Annotated in this window: 18 protein-coding genes and 1 pseudogene; 11 read left to right on the top strand and 8 right to left on the bottom strand. The window is 50.4% G+C overall.

Annotation, left to right across the window (positions count from 1 at the left end):
• Nucleotides 1-25: 25 nt before the first annotated feature.
• The 6 genes from chbB (at nt 26) to chbG (ending at nt 5,289) form a co-directional block, all read left to right on the top strand.
• Nucleotides 26-346: a PTS N,N'-diacetylchitobiose transporter subunit IIB gene (chbB, locus tag LCS67_RS12720; protein WP_000412161.1), complete on the top strand. Its 321-nt coding sequence runs from the start codon at nt 26-28 to the stop codon at nt 344-346.
• An 82-nt stretch (nt 347-428) separates the two neighbouring features.
• A complete protein-coding gene (gene chbC / locus LCS67_RS12715) occupies nt 429-1,787 on the top strand; it encodes a PTS N,N'-diacetylchitobiose transporter subunit IIC (protein WP_000073063.1) in 1,359 nt (452 codons plus the stop codon).
• Between the two features lie 50 nt (nt 1,788-1,837).
• Nucleotides 1,838-2,185, top strand: a complete 348-nt coding sequence (gene chbA, locus LCS67_RS12710; RefSeq protein ID WP_000459883.1) for a PTS N,N'-diacetylchitobiose transporter subunit IIA — start codon at nt 1,838-1,840, stop codon at nt 2,183-2,185.
• Between the two features lie 10 nt (nt 2,186-2,195).
• A complete protein-coding gene (chbR, locus tag LCS67_RS12705) occupies nt 2,196-3,038 on the top strand; it encodes a transcriptional regulator ChbR (RefSeq protein WP_000983393.1) in 843 nt (280 codons plus the stop codon).
• A gap of 124 nt (nt 3,039-3,162) precedes the next feature.
• Entirely contained in the window at nt 3,163-4,518 is a 1,356-nt protein-coding gene (locus LCS67_RS12700) for a 6-phospho-beta-glucosidase (protein WP_000078772.1), read from the top strand.
• Nucleotides 4,519-4,530: 12 nt separating this feature from the next.
• Nucleotides 4,531-5,289 (top strand): chitin disaccharide deacetylase, encoded by a 759-nt coding sequence (chbG, locus tag LCS67_RS12695; RefSeq protein WP_000442741.1) that lies wholly within the window; start codon nt 4,531-4,533, stop codon nt 5,287-5,289.
• 43 nt (nt 5,290-5,332) lie between these two features.
• Here chbG and katE read toward each other — a convergent pair whose 3' ends face one another.
• Nucleotides 5,333-7,585 carry a catalase HPII gene (gene katE / locus LCS67_RS12690; RefSeq protein WP_023262562.1) on the bottom strand — a complete coding sequence of 751 codons (2,253 nt, stop codon included), beginning with the start codon at nt 7,583-7,585 and terminating at the stop codon, nt 5,333-5,335.
• Nucleotides 7,586-7,949: 364 nt separating this feature from the next.
• Here katE and cedA point away from each other — a divergent pair, with 364 nt between their 5' ends.
• Nucleotides 7,950-8,192, top strand: a complete 243-nt coding sequence (cedA, locus tag LCS67_RS12685; RefSeq protein ID WP_000977510.1) for a cell division activator CedA — start codon at nt 7,950-7,952, stop codon at nt 8,190-8,192.
• Nucleotides 8,193-8,294: 102 nt separating this feature from the next.
• Here cedA and tcyP read toward each other — a convergent pair whose 3' ends face one another.
• The 3 genes from tcyP to hxpB form a co-directional block, all read right to left on the bottom strand.
• Nucleotides 8,295-9,686 carry a cystine/sulfocysteine:cation symporter gene (gene tcyP / locus LCS67_RS12680; protein ID WP_001010666.1) on the bottom strand — a complete coding sequence of 464 codons (1,392 nt, stop codon included), beginning with the start codon at nt 9,684-9,686 and terminating at the stop codon, nt 8,295-8,297.
• 136 nt (nt 9,687-9,822) lie between these two features.
• Nucleotides 9,823-10,422: a metal-dependent hydrolase gene (locus LCS67_RS12675; RefSeq protein ID WP_000505804.1), complete on the bottom strand. Its 600-nt coding sequence runs from the start codon at nt 10,420-10,422 to the stop codon at nt 9,823-9,825.
• Nucleotides 10,423-10,559: 137 nt separating this feature from the next.
• Entirely contained in the window at nt 10,560-11,228 is a 669-nt protein-coding gene (hxpB, locus tag LCS67_RS12670; RefSeq protein WP_000106857.1) for a hexitol phosphatase HxpB, read from the bottom strand.
• 148 nt (nt 11,229-11,376) lie between these two features.
• Here hxpB and LCS67_RS12665 point away from each other — a divergent pair, with 148 nt between their 5' ends.
• Nucleotides 11,377-11,913: a YniB family protein gene (locus LCS67_RS12665; RefSeq protein ID WP_000222158.1), complete on the top strand. Its 537-nt coding sequence runs from the start codon at nt 11,377-11,379 to the stop codon at nt 11,911-11,913.
• Between the two features lie 42 nt (nt 11,914-11,955).
• On the opposite strand, the gene LCS67_RS12660 is transcribed toward LCS67_RS12665, so the two are convergent.
• The 3 genes from LCS67_RS12660 to pfkB form a co-directional block, all read right to left on the bottom strand.
• Nucleotides 11,956-12,816 carry a fructosamine kinase family protein gene (locus LCS67_RS12660; RefSeq protein WP_000267686.1) on the bottom strand — a complete coding sequence of 287 codons (861 nt, stop codon included), beginning with the start codon at nt 12,814-12,816 and terminating at the stop codon, nt 11,956-11,958.
• Between the two features lie 106 nt (nt 12,817-12,922).
• Nucleotides 12,923-13,213: a type V toxin-antitoxin system endoribonuclease antitoxin GhoS gene (ghoS, locus tag LCS67_RS12655; RefSeq protein ID WP_000146133.1), complete on the bottom strand. Its 291-nt coding sequence runs from the start codon at nt 13,211-13,213 to the stop codon at nt 12,923-12,925.
• Between the two features lie 96 nt (nt 13,214-13,309).
• The gene (gene pfkB / locus LCS67_RS12650; RefSeq protein ID WP_000251707.1) at nt 13,310-14,242 is read right to left on the bottom strand and encodes a 6-phosphofructokinase II; all 933 of its coding nucleotides are present in this window, start codon (nt 14,240-14,242) and stop codon (nt 13,310-13,312) included.
• A gap of 288 nt (nt 14,243-14,530) precedes the next feature.
• On the opposite strand from pfkB, the gene LCS67_RS12645 reads away from it, so the two are divergent.
• Nucleotides 14,531-15,289 carry a YdiY family protein gene (locus LCS67_RS12645; RefSeq protein ID WP_000770981.1) on the top strand — a complete coding sequence of 253 codons (759 nt, stop codon included), beginning with the start codon at nt 14,531-14,533 and terminating at the stop codon, nt 15,287-15,289.
• Nucleotides 15,290-15,337: 48 nt separating this feature from the next.
• Here LCS67_RS12645 and LCS67_RS12640 read toward each other — a convergent pair whose 3' ends face one another.
• Nucleotides 15,338-16,297, bottom strand: a complete 960-nt coding sequence (locus tag LCS67_RS12640; protein ID WP_001046434.1) for a lipid A deacylase LpxR family protein — start codon at nt 16,295-16,297, stop codon at nt 15,338-15,340.
• A 142-nt stretch (nt 16,298-16,439) separates the two neighbouring features.
• Between LCS67_RS12640 and LCS67_RS12635 the strand changes: the two are divergent.
• Nucleotides 16,440-16,754, top strand: a pseudogene (locus tag LCS67_RS12635) (hypothetical protein).
• Entirely contained in the window at nt 16,751-17,605 is an 855-nt protein-coding gene (locus LCS67_RS12630; RefSeq protein WP_001044089.1) for a DNA/RNA non-specific endonuclease, read from the top strand. Before LCS67_RS12635 ends, LCS67_RS12630 begins: the two are co-directional and overlap by 4 nt.
• The last annotated feature ends 139 nt before the right edge of the window (nt 17,606-17,744 follow it).

The raw sequence follows: 17,744 nt of genomic DNA, 5'->3' as shown, positions 1-17,744 counted from the left end.
ATAATCGCACATGAGGAAGGTTTTTATGGAAAAGAAACACATTTATCTGTTTTGTTCTGCGGGCATGTCAACATCGTTACTGGTATCAAAAATGCGCGCTCAGGCTGAAAAATATGAAGTGCCGGTGATTATTGAAGCATTCCCTGAAACCCTGGCCGGTGAAAAAGGCCCGGCAGCGGACGTCGTGTTATTAGGCCCGCAAATTGCTTATATGCTCCCCGAAATTCAGCGTTTATTACCCGGTAAACCAGTAGAAGTCATTGATTCAATGTTGTACGGCAAGGTAGATGGTTTAGGCGTGCTTAAAGCTGCGGTAGCGGCAATTAAAAAAGCCGCCGCGAATTAATTATTTTTTAATTTTTCCCGTCAAAGAGTTATTTCATACACTAACCGCAATATTTTATTGCGGTATTTAAGGGTATTTTTCTATGAGTAACGTCATTGCTTCACTTGAAAAGGTACTCCTTCCTTTTGCTGTAAAAATAGGAAAGCAGCCACACGTTAATGCAATCAAGAACGGCTTTATTCGTTTAATGCCATTAACCCTTGCGGGGGCGATGTTTGTATTAATTAATAACGTTTTCCTGAGCTTTGGGGAGGGGTCGTTTTTTTATTCCATGGGCATTCGGCTTGATGCCTCAACCATTGAAACACTTAATGGATTGAAAGGCATCGGCGGGAACGTCTATAACGGCACATTGGGCATTATGTCGCTCATGGCGCCATTTTTTATCGGTATGGCGCTGGCGGAAGAGCGCAAGGTTGATGCGCTGGCCGCCGGACTGCTCTCCGTGGCGGCATTTATGACCGTAACGCCGTATAGTGTCGGCGAGGCCTATGCCGTAGGCGCTAACTGGCTGGGCGGCGCGAATATTATCTCCGGTATTATTATTGGCCTGGTGGTCGCGGAGATGTTTACATTTATTGTCCGGCGCAACTGGGTGATTAAACTACCGGACAGCGTACCGGCTTCGGTGTCTCGTTCATTCTCAGCATTAATTCCCGGCTTTATTATTCTCTCTATTATGGGGATTATTGCCTGGGCGCTGTCTAATTACGGTTCTAACTTCCATCAGATTATTATGGACACTATCTCTACGCCGCTGGCATCGCTGGGTAGCGTGGTAGGGTGGGCATATGTCATTTTTGTACCGCTGCTGTGGTTCTTTGGTATTCATGGTTCGCTGGCGCTGACCGCGCTGGACAGCGGCATCATGACGCCCTGGGCGCTGGAAAACATCTCTATTTACCAGCAGTATGGCTCCGTCGATGCGGCACTGGAAGCCGGTAAAACGTTCCATATCTGGGCGAAACCGATGCTGGATTCTTATATCTTCCTCGGTGGTAGCGGCGCAACGCTGGGTCTGATCATCGCTATCTTCCTGGCATCCCGTCGCGCGGACTATCGCCAGGTGGCAAAACTGGCGCTGCCGTCAGGTATCTTCCAGATTAACGAACCCATCCTGTTTGGCCTGCCGATTATTATGAACCCGGTGATGTTTATCCCCTTTATTCTGGTACAGCCGATTCTGGCGGCGATTACGCTGGTGGCTTACTATTTGGGTATTATTCCGCCGATTACCAATATTGCGCCGTGGACCATGCCAACCGGGCTGGGGGCGTTCTTTAACACCAACGGCAGCGTCGCCGCATTACTGGTTGCGCTATTTAACCTGGCGGTCGCTACCCTGATTTATCTCCCCTTCGTGGTGGTGGCTAACAAAGCGCAGAACGCCATTGAGCAGGAAGAAAGCGAAGAAGATATCGCTAACGCACTGAAATTCTAAACTCCGCGTCGGCATGGGATGCCATGCCGGGCTGAATCAGAGGAAAGACTATGTTTGATCTTGAAAATGTTGTAGATAACCAGACAGCGGCTGAGGAACTCGAAGAAGTCGTTATGGGGCTTATCATCAATTCTGGTCAGGCGCGCAGCCTGGCATATGGCGCGCTCAGAAAAGCGAAAGAAGGCGATTTTGAGGCGGCGAAAGCGATGATGGACCAGTCGCGCATAGCGCTCAATGAAGCGCATCTTGTGCAGACAAAACTCATCGAAGGCGATCAGGGCGAAGGCAAAATGAAAGTCAGTCTGGTCCTGGTTCACGCTCAGGATCATTTGATGACATCAATGCTGGCTCGTGAACTGATCGCTGAGTTGATTGAGCTCCATGAGAAACTGAAATAACAGGGGGCGGATGATGCAGCTACAGGTTAACGCAACGGAAATCAAAACGGTTTATGAGCAGCAGCTCTTCAATGGCAAAAATTTCCATGTGTTTATCTATAACAAGACGGAAAGCGTCACCGGGCTGCATCAGCACGACTACTATGAATTTACCCTGGTATTAACCGGACGTTATTACCAGGAGATCAACGGGAAGCGTGTGCTGCTGGAACGTGGAGATTTTGTTTTTATCCCGGTGGGGTCGAATCACCAAAGTTTCTATGAGTTTGGCGCAACGCGTATTCTGAACGTAGGAATTAGTAAACGTTTTTTTGAACAGCATTATCTTCCGTTACTGCCGTTTTGTTTTGTGGCATCGCAGGTATACAGGGCGAATAGCACCTTCCTTACCTATATTGAAACGGTGATTGCGTCGTTGAATTTTCGCGGCAATGGGCTCGACGAATTTATCGAAGTGGTGACATTTTATATTATAAACCGCTTACGTCATTACCGCGAAGAGCAGGTTTATGATGATATTCCACAATGGCTGAAAGCAACCGTGGAGATAATGCATGATAAAACGCAGTTTGGCGAACATGCGCTGGAAAATATGGTGCGCCTGTCGGCAAAATCCCAGGAGTATCTGACGCGCGCCACCCGACGTTATTACAGCAAAACGCCGATGCAAATCATTAATGAGATTCGCATTAATTTTGCCAAGAAACAGTTGGAAATGACCAACTATTCGGTTACGGATATTGCTTATGAAGCCGGGTATAGCAGTCCAAGTCTGTTTATTAAAACGTTTAAGAAGATGACCTCATTCACACCGAATAGTTATCGGAAGCGATTGACGGAAATTAATGAGTAACGGTTTACATTGCTCGATTAGTTACATTTCACGCTTGCCCCAATAGCGCGGGGAACGTCACGCTATTTCTTACGAGCGGGCATAGCGTAATACATATCAGTGTCATACACTGAAGGGAGATATTATGAGCCAGAAATTAAAAGTCGTCACTATTGGTGGCGGGAGCAGCTACACCCCTGAATTACTTGAAGGCTTTATTAAGCGCTACCATGAATTACCTGTCACCGAATTATGGCTGGTTGATGTTGAAGACGGGAAAGAGAAGCTGGACATTATTTATGATCTCTGCCAGCGAATGATTGATAAAGCAGGCGTTCCGCTAAAATTGTATAAAACGCTGGATCGTCGGGAAGCGCTGAAAGACGCTAATTTTGTTACTACCCAGCTGCGCGTTGGTCAACTCAAAGCCCGTGAACTGGACGAGCGTATCCCGCTTAGCCACGGCTATCTGGGGCAAGAAACCAACGGCGCTGGCGGTTTATTTAAAGGGTTGCGCACCATTCCGGTTATTTTTGACATCATTAAGGATGTTGAGGAATTATGTCCGAATGCGTGGGTCATTAACTTTACTAATCCGGCGGGGATGGTGACGGAAGCGGTTTATCGCCATACCAACTTTAAAAAATTCATCGGCGTATGTAATATTCCTGTCGGCATGAAAATGTTTATTCATGACGTGCTGGCGCTGAATGAGAATGACGATCTTTCCATTGACCTGTTTGGTCTAAACCATATGGTCTTTATTAAAGATGTGCTGGTGAATGGCACCTCACGGTTCGCAGAATTACTGGATGGCGTGGCGTCCGGTCAGTTGAAAGCGTCAACCGTAAAAAATATCTTTGATCTGCCGTTTAGTGAAGGATTGATTCGCTCGCTGAACATGCTGCCGTGCTCTTATTTGTTGTATTACTTCAAGCAAAAAGAGATGCTGGCGATTGAAATGGGCGAATATTACAAAGGCGGCGCGCGCGCTCAGGTCGTACAAAAAGTGGAGAAACAACTCTTCGACTTGTACAAAAATCCTGAGCTAAACGTGAAGCCGAAAGAGCTTGAACAACGCGGCGGCGCTTATTATTCCGATGCCGCTTGTGAAGTCATTAACGCTATTTATAATGACAAGCAGACTGAGCATTACGTTAATATTCCACATCATGGGCATGTCGAGAATATCCCGGCGGACTGGGCGGTGGAAATGACCTGCATTCTGGGACGCAATGGCGCGACGCCGCACCCGCGTATCACCCGTTTTGACGAAAAAGTGCTGGGGCTTATCCACACTATTAAAGGATTTGAGGTCGCGGCCAGCAATGCGGCGCTGAGCGGAAACTTTAATGATGTGCTGCTGGCGCTTAACCTGAGTCCGCTGGTGCATTCCGACCGCGACGCAGAAGTCCTGGCGCGTGAGCTCATCCTGGCGCATGAAAAATGGCTGCCTAATTTTGCCGCTTGCATCGAAGCGCTTAAAGGTAAGCACCACTGACAGAGGTAGGCTATGGAACGCGTGTTGATTGTGAATGCCGATGATTTTGGCCTGAGTAAAGGGCAAAATTACGGCATTGTTGAAGCATATCGCAACGGCGTTGTGACCTCCACGACGGCGCTGGTCAATGGCGAGGCTATTGACCATGCGGCGCAGCTTAGCCGCGAGCTGCCTGCGCTTGGGGTGGGAATGCATTTTGTTTTGACGTTAGGCAAACCGGTGTCAGAGGTGCCGGGCCTGACGCGAGACGGCCTGTTGGGGAAATGGATCTGGCAAATGGCGGAGGAGGATACGCTTCCGCTGGATGAAATTGCGCATGAACTGGCGTGTCAGTATCAGCGTTTCATCGACGTATTTGGCCGCGAGCCAACGCATCTCGACAGCCACCATCATGTGCATATGTTCCCGCAAATTTTCCCCATCGTCGCCCGCTTTGCGGCGCAGCGCGGGATTGCGTTACGTATTGACCGCCAGACGGTGTTGAACGCCGACGATCTGCCGTCGGATTTGCGCAGCACTCAAGGATTTAGTAGTGAATTTTACGGCGAGGAGATCACCGAAGCGTGCTTTTTACGCATTCTGGATGCCTCGGCGCATCGAGGAGAAGCCTCTCTGGAGGTGATGTGTCATCCGGCGTTTGTGGACAACATTATTCGCCAGAGCGCCTATTGTTACCCCCGCTTAACTGAACTGGAGGTGTTGACGTCTGTGTCACTCAAGGCAGCGATTGCAGAACGTGGATATCGTCCTGGCAGTTTTCTTGATATTTAGCTCCTGAGTTTGCGGCGCAAGAATGCGCCGCATTTTTTGCCGTTTATGCAGGAATCGCGTTAATTTTCCCCGCACGCGACCAGACACGGTGTGCCGCCATCAACGTCAATAGAGTGTCCATAAAGTGGTGGTCAACGTTATCTGCCTCAACAAGTCCTTCTTCCCCCTGGTTATCAATGTTTAAAAGCGCCTTAAACCGTCGGGCGTCGCCTGCCAGTGCGATGGGCTTCAGATGTTTGTAGGCTTCCAGAAGGTAGTAACGGGCATCGCCGCAACTCTCGATATCGGCAATATTGCCGCACGGTACTATTACCGCATCGACCGTTAGCGACGGCGCGCCGGCAAAGGTTGCCGCAATCGTTAATGTTGAACCGTCATCAGCCGTTACTTCACCCATCCGTGAGTAGAGCAGTTTTGCGTGGACGCCTTTGGCTTTTAAAGCCTGCAAAATGGTCAGCAGATCGGCGGCGTTAACCTTGTCGTTCAGCAGAATAGCGACCACGCGACCTTTAACATCGCCGTCTGGCACCGCATACAGGCTGAGCGCCGGATCTTTTTTCAGACCGTTGACATCAGGAGGCGGGGCAATTTGCGTTTGCTCATGGGTGAGTGCAAAACCGAGATTATGCGCGACGCCCTGAGCCAGCGTGACATCAATATGCGCTAACTGATCGACCACCCGCTCCCGAATATACGCGCGGGCGACTTTACCCAGTTCAAAGCTGAACGCGTCAATAATATGCTGCTGTTCTATCGGCGTCTGACTGAGCCAGAACAGGCGAGGATGCGCGTAATATTCACCGAAAGAGGGGCTGCGTTCGCGGATTTTATTGCCATCCACGCGTTCCTGGTATGATTCGAAGCCGCCGCGTTTTGGCGCTGGCGGCGTTTCGCGCGGCCAGTTGTCATTAATGGAGTTCGGTTCATAGTTCGCCGGATTGGTGTCGATATCCATCCGGTGCATACCGTCACGCTGGAAGTTATGGTAGGGGCAGGTAGGGCGGTTAATCGGAATTTCGTGGAAGTTTGGCCCGCCCAGGCGGCTGATTTGCGTGTCGGTATAAGAGAACAGACGCCCCTGTAACAGCGGATCGTTGGTAAAATCAATGCCGGGAACAATATGTCCTGGATGAAATGCCGCCTGTTCGTTTTCAGCGAAAAAGTTATCCGGATTACGGTTTAACACCATTTTGCCGACGCGTTGTACTGGCACCAACTCTTCCGGAATCAGTTTGGTCGGATCGAGCAGATCAAAATCGAATTTAAATTCATCCTCTTCGGCAATGAGTTGTAGGCCCAGCTCGTATTCCGGGAAATCGCCCGCTTCGATGGCCTCCCACAGATCCCGGCGGTGAAAATCCGGATCGCGACCGGTCAGTTTTTGTGACTCATCCCACACCAGCGAGGCTTTACCTGCCAACGGTTTCCAGTGGAAACGGACAAAGGTCGCTTTCCCTTGTGCATTGATCAGACGGAAGGTGTGAATGCCGAACCCTTCCATCGTCCGATAACTCCGTGGAATACCGCGATCCGACATTGCCCACATGACGTTGTGCAGCGTCTCAGGCTGTAAGGAAACATAGTCCCAGAAGGTGTCGTGCGCGCTCTGTCCTTGCGGAATAGCCCAATGAGGTTCGGGCTTAACGGCGTGCACAAAATCCGGAAACTTATGCGCATCCTGGATAAAAAAGATCGGCGTGTTATTACCGACGAGATCGAAAATTCCCTCTTCGGTATAAAATTTGGTCGCAAAACCGCGGATATCACGTACGGTATCAGCAGACCCCGCGCCGCCCTGTACTGTCGAAAAGCGAACAAAGACCGGGGTAATTTTCTGTGGATCGCACAGAAACGCGGCTTTCGTGATGTCGCTCAGATCCTTATATGGCTGAAAATAGCCGTGCGCTGCAGATCCGCGGGCGTGAACGATCCTCTCCGGGATACGCTCATGGTCAAAGTGGGTAATTTTCTCGCGCAGGATAAAATCTTCCAACAGCGTAGGGCCGCGGCTGCCGGCGCGAAGAGAATTTTGATCGTCGGCGATGCGCACGCCCTGATTGGTGGTCAGCGCATGATTTTCGCTGCCTTTACGAAAGGTGTCGAGGGCGGTGAGCTTATCATTCGCGGTCTCGGGCGCTTTTAAGCTGCCGGGGGCCGTCGGTTGCGCGCCCGGCGGCGTCGGTTCTGGCGTGGGGCGATGTGAACCGTCTGACGGCGCCAGGGAGTCCAGGCCGGGCTGTGATTCACGGGTATCATGCACGGGGGACTGATGGGGGGATTTCTCATTATGCGACATTGAACTCGTCTCCTGCTTTCATCACTGAAATGGGCGTGGTAGTAGTCAAAATCACTCTAACTATAGAACATTTCAGCAATTATGCCGGGGGAGAGCGGAACGGAAGACAGGGTATAACGGGGAAATCGCACGCGCGGAACAGGACGTCGGGGGCGAAGATCGGCTAAAATAGTGTTTTTCTGATTTTTAGCCTTAGAGCCTATCCCAGTAGGCGTTATTGGCGCAGCCAGTTTGGACACGGACAGCGCGCAAAAACCGGAGCGTACACGTAGTACGTGAGGATTTTGAGCACTGCCCAGGACCAAAATGGCAAGTAAAATAGCCCTAATGGGATAGGCTCTTAGCCTCTTTTAGTGAAGCATTAATGATGAAACCTCTTCGCCAGCAAAATCGCCAGATTATTAGCTATATTCCGCGTGTTGAACCAGCGCCGCCGGAACATGCGATAAAAATGGATACGTTTCGCGACGTCTGGATACTGCGCGGTAAATATGTTGCCTTTGTTCTGACGGGGGAGTCATTTCAACGGTCGCCTGCCTTTAGCGTGCCAGAATCGGCGCAGCGTTGGGCGAATCAGGTTCGCCAGGAGAACGAAATCGCTGACTAAGTAAAAAACAAAACGCCGGTACTGGAGACCGGCGTTTTTAGTGACAGACATTTTGAGTTGCTGATCGTCGTGTCTCAGACGATATGAACTCCCGATAATGTATTATCGATGCGCCAGTTCGGCGTCTTCTTCGCTATCGAGAATGGTTTTATCGGTCTGCTTCAGCCACTGGCTGGTCAGCGTACCCGCGGTCATTGAGCCACTCACGTTCAGTGCGGTACGGCCCATATCAATCAACGGTTCGACGGAGATTAACAGCGCGACCAGCGTGACCGGTAAGCCCATGGCAGGCAGCACAATCAGCGCGGCGAAGGTCGCGCCGCCGCCAACGCCGGCAACACCCGCCGAACTTACGGTAACGATACCCACCAGCGTGGCTATCCATACGGGGTCTAAGGGGGTGATGCCGACCGTCGGCGCAACCATTACCGCCAACATCGCAGGATAAAGACCGGCACAACCGTTTTGGCCGATGGTCGCGCCAAAAGAGGCAGCAAAGCTGGCGATGGACTCCGGCACGCCCAGGCGGCGGGTTTGCGCTTCGACATTAAGTGGAATGGAGGCGGCGCTGGAGCGGCTGGTAAAGGCAAATGTCAGCACCGGCCACACCTTGCGGAAATATTTCAGCGGGCTAATCCCGTTCACGCCCAATAGTATGCCGTGAACCACAAACATTATCGCCAGACCAAGATATGACGCTACCACGAAGCTTCCAAGCTTAATGATGTCCTGCAGATTAGAGCCGGCAACCACTTTCGTCATCAGCGCCAGTACGCCGTAAGGCGTAAGTTGCATCACCAGACGCACCAGCTTCATTACCCAGCTTTGCAGGGTATCGATAGCAACAAGCACACGCTCGCCTTTTGGCGCATCATCTTTCAGCAGTTTAAGCGCGGCCACGCCCAGGAAGGCGGCGAAAATCACCACGCTGATAATAGACGTAGGATTTGCGCCAGTCAGATCCGCAAACGGATTTTTCGGTACAAAAGACAGCACCAGTTGCGGCACGCTGAGATCGGCCACTTTGCCGACATAGCTCGTCTCAATGGCATTCAGACGCGCGGTTTCCGCGCCGCCCTGAACCAGACCTTCCGCCGTCAGTCCGAACAGATTGGTGACCAGCACGCCCACCAGCGCTGCGATAAGGGTAGTAAATAACAGTGTGCCGATAGTCAGAAAACTGATTTTCCCCAATTGAGAGGCGTTATGCAGTCGTGCCACGGCGCTTAAAATAGAGGCGAATACCAGCGGCATCACAATCATTTGTAGTAATTGCACATAACCGTTGCCGACAATATTGAACCACTGAATGGAGTCTTTTAACACCTGACTGTCAGCGCCATAAATGGTGTGCAGGGCCAGACCAAAGACCACGCCCATCACAAGGCCGACAAGCACTTTTTTAGCCAGACTCCACTGTTTATGACGGGCCTGCGCCAGTACAAACAGCAGAATGACGAACACCGCAATGTTCGCAATTAATGGAAAATTCATCCCCGTTCTCCTGATTTTTTTATTATGAAGCGCTGTGTTTTAGCGATTCTGTTCGCGCAAGATTAGCAGAACTGTGAGCTGGCTCTTATATTCAAATGGAATGGTTTATACCAAAAATGACTTTGGCGTTGGTTTACTAATCAATCTGGTGATTTATAAAACGATTGAACTGCATTTGCAGGATAGTGATCATCTGCGAAGACCAGCGTATGACGTTGTTTTCCGGCATGGATTGCGGCATCCACACCGCCCAGGCAAACAACGCCATACATAAAAATCGCTCCAGTTGATTGCCCTTGCGCGGCGCCAGAATAGGCAGGCGGAAACGCCAGCGACACGGCCACAGTAAGGGAACGCCTGCGGGGGTGAGCATATCCGCGACGATATGGCTTAAATAGCCGAGTACCATGCCTTGCAGCGCATCCGCCGGGATAATCCACGTATCCGGAACCTTGAGATAAAAGGTCGCCAGTAGGGCAAAGACCGCCAGCAGACTATGGGTAAACCCCCGGTGACCGAACGCGCGGGCGATCGGTTTCGATACCCATTTCAGGCGCTGACCAAGAAAAGATTTGGGGTGGTCGATATCCGGCAGCAGACAGGTCAAAATAGCCGAAGGAATAATATGCCACCAGTCGCCGTGCGCAAGGACGGGCGTTAACTCGGCATTCTTGGCGAAAACCGCGCTGGCTATAGAAAAAAGAAGATGTCCTTCCGCCGTCATGATAAAACCCATTAAACTGTCAATTCATACAGTATAGGGTTTTTATACAGTAGGCGGAAGTGGTGACGTTGTAACTCTTTGTCTCTGTCAAAGCCGCTTGCCGTCTGGCTCAGCGGCTAATTGCCCGTTGACTTTGTTTCGGAAACATCTTAACCGAGTAGATGCGCCGCCGTCAGCTCTGTCAGTGAGTTAAGTTTGACATTCGCCAGCGCAAAGCGCGGATCATGCTGGTTTTCTTCTGCTGGCACCACAATGGCGCGCATTCGCGCCGCCTTTGCCGCGATTAGACCATTCACCGAATCCTCCAGCGCCACGCAGGTTAATGGACCAACGCCTAATTTGGCCGCACAATCCAGATAGACCTGCGGATGCGGTTTGCTGTAGGGCAATTTTTCCGCAGAGGCCAGCGCGTCAAAACTGTCGCGCAGCTCAAACATGGTGAGCACTTTTTCCAGCATATGCAGCGGCGATGCCGAGGCAAGCCCCACTAATAGCCCCTGCGCTTTACACAGCGCCACGGCCTCGCGCACACCCGGTAAAAGAGGGCGCGTCTCTTCGATAAGCGTAATCGCGCGGGCAATGACACGGTTTGTCACTTCCTGGCGATCGGGGCCGCTCCACGGTTGCTGCGCAAACCAGAGATCGACAACCATATCAATGCGTAGCCCAAGCGTGTCTGGTAACTCATGGCGCCGAGTAATATCTACGCCTAAACTTGCCATCACGTCCAGTTCAGCGCGATCCCAGAGCGGTTCGGAATCGATCAGTAGTCCATCCATATCGAAAATTGCAGCAAGAATTTGACGTGGGGTTGACATCACAACCTCTCCTGTTGAGATTAAAAAATAACGAATTAAGCGTTCATTATGACCATGTTCTTAGTATATCGCCCTTAAAGATCAGGCGAAAACGGGAATCAACAGGTAGACTTAGGCCAAAACGACGCGTCTTTATCAAGGGGAACTCATGACGTATCAACAAGCTGGACGCATTGCAATCCTAAAAAGAGTTGTTGGGTGGGTTATTTTTATTCCGGCACTGCTTTCCACGCTCATCTCAGTCCTTAAATTTATGTATGCGCACAGTGAAAAGCAGGAGGGGATAAATGCGGTAATGCTGGATTTTACCCACGTAATGATAGACATGATGCGCGTGAATACGCCGTTTCTGAATGTTTTTTGGTACAACTCGCCGACGCCGAATTTTCAGGGAAGCCTGAATATCGGTTTCTGGCTCATTTTTATTCTGATTTTTGTCGGGCTGGCGATGCAGGATTCCGGCGCCAGAATGAGCCGCCAGTCACGTTTTTTGCGTGAAGGCGTGGAAGATCAGTTGATTCTGGAAAAAGCAAAAGGCGCGGAAGGGCTAACGCGTGAGCAGATAGAGTCACGTATCGTGGTGCCGCACCATACCATCTTTTTACAGTTTTTCCCGCTCTATATTTTGCCGGTCATTATTATCGTGCTCGGTTACTTTTTCTTTTCCTTGTTAGGCTTCATGTAAACTGAAAAATGCCGGATAGCCCGTATCCGGCATGGGCTGTACCTATACCGCAAGCAGCCGATCCATCGCTTTTTGCGCAGTAGCCAGGTGCTGACCGCCAAACAGCCTTGCCCGATTAAGCAGGGTGTAGAGCTGGTAAATCGGCTGCCTGTCGAGAAAATCCAGCGGTAGCGGCGAAACGGACTGATAGCCATCATAAATCTGCGGTGGCTGATCGGTATGCAGCGGTAGCATCGCCAGATCGCATTCTCTGTCGCCCCAATAGCAGGCTGGATCGAAGATATAGGGGCCGTCAGGGCCAAGCGCGCAGTTCGCCGACCATAGATCGCCATGCAAAAGAGAAGGCTGCGGTTGATGCGACGCCAGACGTTGCTGAACATGTTCAACAATGGCGTCAATATTACCAAAGGTAATGCCTTTTTCCGCGGCGAGTTCAAGTTGCCAGCCAATGCGCTGTTCGGCGAAAAAAGTCGACCAACGGCGTTGCCAGGTATTCGGCTGCGGCGTGGTAGAGAGCGCGTTGTCAAAATCGAGGCCGAATTGAGGTTGGTCGCTCCATTGGTGCAGGCGCGCCAGCTGTTGCCCAAGAATAAACGCATTATGGGCATCCAGCGGGCGGGGCGAGAGGTAGTCCATGACTAAAAAGCTGTAATCCCGATCCGAACCTACCGCCCATACCTTAGGCACAACAACGGTTTTACTGCGGGAGAGCAGCTCCAGCTGATCGGCTTCAGCGGTAAAACCGCGAAGCATTTCTCGTTCATCGCACTTCACGAAAAAATCATGGCCTGCATAACGTAAATGCCATGCGGCATGAACTTCTCCGCCTGGCAGTTCATTACGCAGTTCGATTTCGCCTTCACCGACTTGCTCGCTTAAAAGACGACTGATAGCTTGCCACATAATGTCTCTCCCCACGTTGTCTGCCAGATCATAAGGTTAGCGCAAAAATGCGGTTAAAAAATACGAACTAACGCACATCACGGACGCGCCGCGGCGGGAATGGCACTTATTGTGCGTTTTTACTCCACGCCTCCCAGGTCGCCACGGTAATGTCGACATCCTTATCTAACGCGCTTTTCGCAAGTCCGGCGACAAGCGCTTTGATTTCATCAGCGCTCTGAGCGCTAACAAAGCCAAACGTATTGGTGCCGAGCTCATGCACATTCCCTTCATCGTCCGTTAATGTCAGCAAAAAACCGCTGCGCGTCAGATGATTATTGAGTTCGTTAATCTCGGTCAGGGAATCTTCATGGAAGGTTACGGTAATAACATAACGGGTAATATCGCCACTGGCCATCGTTCACCTCGTTGGGAGCAACTGTGTTTTTAACAGCGGCGGATGCGCCGCCCGTTAACCGATTTTCCGGTATCCCCCTCGCCGAGGGGGAAACGATTATTGCGCGGAAAGATAGGCGTATATTTTTTGGGTATCGTCACGAGAACACAGACGCGTACCTTGATTGAGCGTAGCAGCGCTGCCTGCCGCCACACCGAAGCGCACCATCTCTTCCAGCGACGCGTCTTGCGCCAGTTTTAACGTCATCGCGCCTACCATACTGTCGCCTGCGCCAACAGTACTTTGACTTTTCACCGGGGGAGGAACAACCTGGATGCAATTCTCACTGTCTATGCCCAGTGCCCCTTGCGGCCCCAGAGAGACCACTACCCGGCGAGCCTTGCCACTTTGCACTAATTCCTGGGCCGCTTTACGCACATCATCAGGTTGCGTCAGATCGCGATTAACCAACGCGCTCAATTCTTTCAGGTTAGGTTTCACCAGTTCGATATCGCCAAGCGCCAGCGCGGCGGTGAGCGCGTCGCCAGAGCTATCAATAATGCAGCGAATGCCTTGCTTCTGCGCGGCGGAAATCAGTTGCGTGAGTTTCTCGACCTTAACGCCGGGCGGAAGGCTGCCGCTGATAACCAGAATTGCCCCGGATTCAATTTCCAGTACCTGTTCTTCAAGCTGGCGAAATTCGTCATCGTCCAGCGTGGCGCCGGGCATAACAAAACGATATTGTTCGCCGCTGGACTCGACGTGGACGTGCAGGTTCTGACGCGTCCAGTCCTTCGCATCGACGGTAGACACGGGGACATTTTCGTCAGCCAGTAGTGCGACCAGATGTTCGCCGGTAGCGCCGCCAGCCGGGAAAATTGCGGTCGCGGTGCCGCCAAGATGCGCAATGGCGCGAGCGACATTAATACCCCCGCCACCGGGTTCGAATACCGGCGCGGAGCACCGCAGTTTACCTTCGGGATAAATTTGCGGCGTGATTGTTGCGCTATCGAGAGAGGGCGCAAGCGTCAACGTATAGATACGTACCATCGTTACCTCCTGTTAGGCTGATTTCAGTCTGGCACTTAATCCCCGGAAAGTGAAGGAATTAACAATATGATTTTCCGGATCTTTATTTAAAGAAGTACGATGTAAAGTTATATAAATAAATGAATGCTTCGGGAGGGTTCTTATTCAAAAAATGAAATAGTAATTGATTGCTATGTTATTCGGGGCTTCTTATAATTCGCTACCTTTCCAGGGGCGTTTGTCATTGATCCCTATGAAAGTTTCCGGGACCGTCGTGGTCTCTTTTTTAGTTGTACGGACTCTATATAAATGAAGCTTTTGAAGGCAGTACCCGCTGTAGTTATGCTGGCGGGTGGCGTGTTCGCGTCTCTGTATGCCGCCGCCGATGATTCCGTTTTTACTGTCATGGATGATCCCTCCACCGCGAAAAAACCTTTTGAAGGTAATCTGAATGCGGGCTACCTTGCTCAGTCAGGCAATACTAAAAGTTCTTCCTTAACGGCTGACACGGCGATGACCTGGTATGGACAACGTACCGCCTGGTCATTATGGGGCAATGCCAGCAATACCTCCTCTAATGATGAACGCTCTTCAGAAAAATATGCGGTAGGCGCGCGTAACCGTTTTAATATGACGGATTATGATTATACCTTTGGCCAGGCCAGTTGGCTGACAGACCGTTTCAACGGTTATCGTCAGCGCGACGTACTGACCGCCGGTTACGGGCGGCAGTTCCTTAATGGTCCAGTGCACAGCTTCCGTTTTGAATTCGGTCCAGGGGTTCGCTATGACGAACATACGGACGATACCACTGAAACGCAGCCGTTGGGTTATGCTTCCGGCAGCTATGCCTGGCAGTTAACTGACAATGCTAAGTTTACACAGGGGGTGTCAGTATTTGGCGCAGAAGACACCACACTAAATTCGGAAACAGCCCTCAATGTCGCCATTAACGAACATTTTGGTCTAAAGGTGGGGTATAATTTAACGTGGAACTCGCAGCCGCCTGAATCAGCGCCTGAACATACCGATCGCCGCACTACGGTAACGCTGGGCTATAAGATGTAATATTGTACCGGGTTACATTACGTAACCCGGTTATTCCGTGGTGACGCCTCAGAAGAAGAAGGTGATGTCGCCGTTGATATAAGAATAGTCGTCTCCGGTGCGAAATTCCGACGTGACTTTGTTTAAAGAAAGAGAAAATGCGACGGGAGAATAGCCGATGGTGGCACCGACGCGATATTCATCCACGGTTTTATTAATATCCACCGTTTCCATTTTTGTTTGCAGCGTTTTCCCCTGTAACGTGTAGTTTTTATCAACTTCCCTGCGCTCAACGCCAGCAAATACCTTATAGATCAATCCCTCTTTTTGAGTGTGTATTAACCCTCGGCGGGACAGTAACCCAAACCCATTATCAGAGTTGAAGGTCTTATCATTTCCCAGCGCAACGGTTGCGCCGTACCCTAAATACTGGAAGAGATTGCCGCCGACAGCAGAGACTTCTGGATAGAAGCCCACATTGACGCCCAGAATATCAATAGCTGGCGTAAGGGACACCATTCCTTTTGCCGTATAACCATAACGGTTTTCAATTTGATCCTGCCAGGCAGGGTATTTTTCTGCGCCTATTATTCGATGCGCCCGATTCTGAACCTCCTGACCACCTGCGTCAGGACCAATAACGCCGATATCGGTACCTAAACGATAACGTAACCAATTGGTGGCTAATGAATTCCACTCCAGTCCGGTATGAAGAAAGGCGCTGAACGCGCGGTCGCCTTTGACGGCTTCAGGCTTTCTCTTGTTAGCGCCTGATGGAGAATAAATATCTTGCGCGATATGAAAAGAGAGTTGACTGGCGTCAGTGAGATCGTGGCTGTAGCCTAAAAAGAGCCCGGCAGTATAATCACCCCGGTCTGCAGCCTTGTGCCCATAAAGGGCATTTAAGGATGGTTGAAATATACCTGCATCATCATTCGCCACTGAAATAGCAAGGCTACTGGCATTGGCCATTGTGGTCGTACTGAGTATGGCGGCAATCATCGTTGCGCAATAGCTGTATTTGTTCACTTTTTACCCCTGAATATGAAAGTGAATACTCTTATTTTTACAAAGTAATAAGCACAGCAGCATGATGCGCAGTGCTTATTAAACCTTTAAATATAACTAAACTCCTGCCAACAGCGAGTCATTGAGAGGATACGTTGCCTTAATGTTGAAAAATGGTGTTGAAAAAAATGCGTCAGATATTATTGAATATCCATTTTTCATTCGCTATCTGAGTACGAGAAATTATTGGCTTCACGATTATGCATATAATACGATGTTTTTTGGTATCAACATGAATATCACGTTGTATTCTTTTGAGCTCATTTTCTATGATGACTTCGATGTTTATCTGTTATTAATTTTTACCGTGATAGTGTTGTCTTTAATGATGAGAGTATCTAACGGCTGGTAGGGTAATATAACCAAATTATTACTATCTGAATTATTAGGGCGGTTATTATTAAGGAAGCAAAAGTGAATAAGACCATTAATCTGCTAAAATTACTGCCCGTAGTATTATTAAGCGCATGTACTACATCGTATCCTCCCCAGGATACAACATCGGCACCCGAGTTACCCCATCGTAACGTACTCGTTCAGCAACCTGATAACTGTAGCGTTGGCTGTCCTCAAGGAGGAAGTCAACAAACAATCTATCGCCATGTCTATACGCTCAATAATAATAGCGCCACGAAATTTGCCAACTGGGTTGCCTATAGCGTGACAAAGACCAGCCAGGCAAGCGGTCGCCCGCGGAACTGGGCGCAGGACCCCGATTTACCGCCCTCGGATACGTTGGCCCCTTCCGCCTATAAAAATGCCCATGCGCTATTAAAAGTCGACAGGGGACACCAGGCGCCGTTGGCAGGATTGGGCGGCGTATCGGACTGGCCGTCGTTAAATTATTTATCGAATATTACGCCGCAGAAATCCGCCCTGAATCAGGGAGCATGGGCTGCACTGGAAAACCGGGTGCGCGAACTTGCCAAACAGGCTGATGTATCTGTAGTGCACGTAGTGACCGGCCCCCTTTTTGAGCGGCATATCGCCACATTGCCAGAAGATGCGACGGTAGAAATTCCCAGCGGGTACTGGAAGGTTTTATTCACCGGAACGGCGCCGTCAAAAAGTGAAGGAAATTACGCTGCGTTTATTATGGATCAGAATACGCCCCGTTCGGCGAATTTTTGCGACTATCAGGTTACCGTGGAGGCTATCGAACATAAAACGAAGCCAGTGCTGACGCTGTGGTCTGCCTTGCCTGAAGCGGTAGCCAGCGAGGTGAAAACGACAAAGGGGAGTCTGGCGCAGAAGTTAGGTTGTCGATGAGAAGCGCTATACGGCGCGTAGAAAGATAATGGAGAAACCCTGTCAAGGGTCTTGATTTGCTACAGAGTGATGCAATCTCCCTTTTTTTAGTGTTACCATCGTCATGCCGGACGAAAATAGCGATTTTCGCCTGTGTCGA

Origin of the sequence: Salmonella sp. A7 (assembly GCF_020181675.1) — a bacterium.
GTDB lineage: Bacteria > Pseudomonadota > Gammaproteobacteria > Enterobacterales > Enterobacteriaceae > Salmonella > Salmonella enterica.
This window is presented reverse-complemented; position numbering and strand designations above follow the sequence as displayed.

What these genes read in the sequence shown, in the direction of transcription:
- chbC (WP_000073063.1), top strand. Translation starts at nt 429, where the DNA reads ATGAGTAACGTCATTGCTTCACTTGAAAAGGTACTCCTTCCTTTTGCT.
- chbB (WP_000412161.1), top strand. Translation starts at nt 26, where the DNA reads ATGGAAAAGAAACACATTTATCTGTTTTGTTCTGCGGGCATGTCAACA.
- LCS67_RS12675 (WP_000505804.1), bottom strand. Translation starts at nt 10,422, where the DNA reads ATGGGTTTTATCATGACGGCGGAAGGACATCTTCTTTTTTCTATAGCC.
- ghoS (WP_000146133.1), bottom strand. Translation starts at nt 13,213, where the DNA reads ATGGCCAGTGGCGATATTACCCGTTATGTTATTACCGTAACCTTCCAT.
- LCS67_RS12665 (WP_000222158.1), top strand. Translation starts at nt 11,377, where the DNA reads ATGACGTATCAACAAGCTGGACGCATTGCAATCCTAAAAAGAGTTGTT.
- cedA (WP_000977510.1), top strand. Translation starts at nt 7,950, where the DNA reads ATGATGAAACCTCTTCGCCAGCAAAATCGCCAGATTATTAGCTATATT.
- tcyP (WP_001010666.1), bottom strand. Translation starts at nt 9,686, where the DNA reads ATGAATTTTCCATTAATTGCGAACATTGCGGTGTTCGTCATTCTGCTG.
- pfkB (WP_000251707.1), bottom strand. Translation starts at nt 14,242, where the DNA reads ATGGTACGTATCTATACGTTGACGCTTGCGCCCTCTCTCGATAGCGCA.
- chbG (WP_000442741.1), top strand. Translation starts at nt 4,531, where the DNA reads ATGGAACGCGTGTTGATTGTGAATGCCGATGATTTTGGCCTGAGTAAA.
- chbR (WP_000983393.1), top strand. Translation starts at nt 2,196, where the DNA reads ATGATGCAGCTACAGGTTAACGCAACGGAAATCAAAACGGTTTATGAG.
- LCS67_RS12660 (WP_000267686.1), bottom strand. Translation starts at nt 12,816, where the DNA reads ATGTGGCAAGCTATCAGTCGTCTTTTAAGCGAGCAAGTCGGTGAAGGC.
- chbA (WP_000459883.1), top strand. Translation starts at nt 1,838, where the DNA reads ATGTTTGATCTTGAAAATGTTGTAGATAACCAGACAGCGGCTGAGGAA.
- LCS67_RS12645 (WP_000770981.1), top strand. Translation starts at nt 14,531, where the DNA reads ATGAAGCTTTTGAAGGCAGTACCCGCTGTAGTTATGCTGGCGGGTGGC.
- katE (WP_023262562.1), bottom strand. Translation starts at nt 7,585, where the DNA reads ATGTCGCATAATGAGAAATCCCCCCATCAGTCCCCCGTGCATGATACC.
- hxpB (WP_000106857.1), bottom strand. Translation starts at nt 11,228, where the DNA reads ATGTCAACCCCACGTCAAATTCTTGCTGCAATTTTCGATATGGATGGA.
- LCS67_RS12700 (WP_000078772.1), top strand. Translation starts at nt 3,163, where the DNA reads ATGAGCCAGAAATTAAAAGTCGTCACTATTGGTGGCGGGAGCAGCTAC.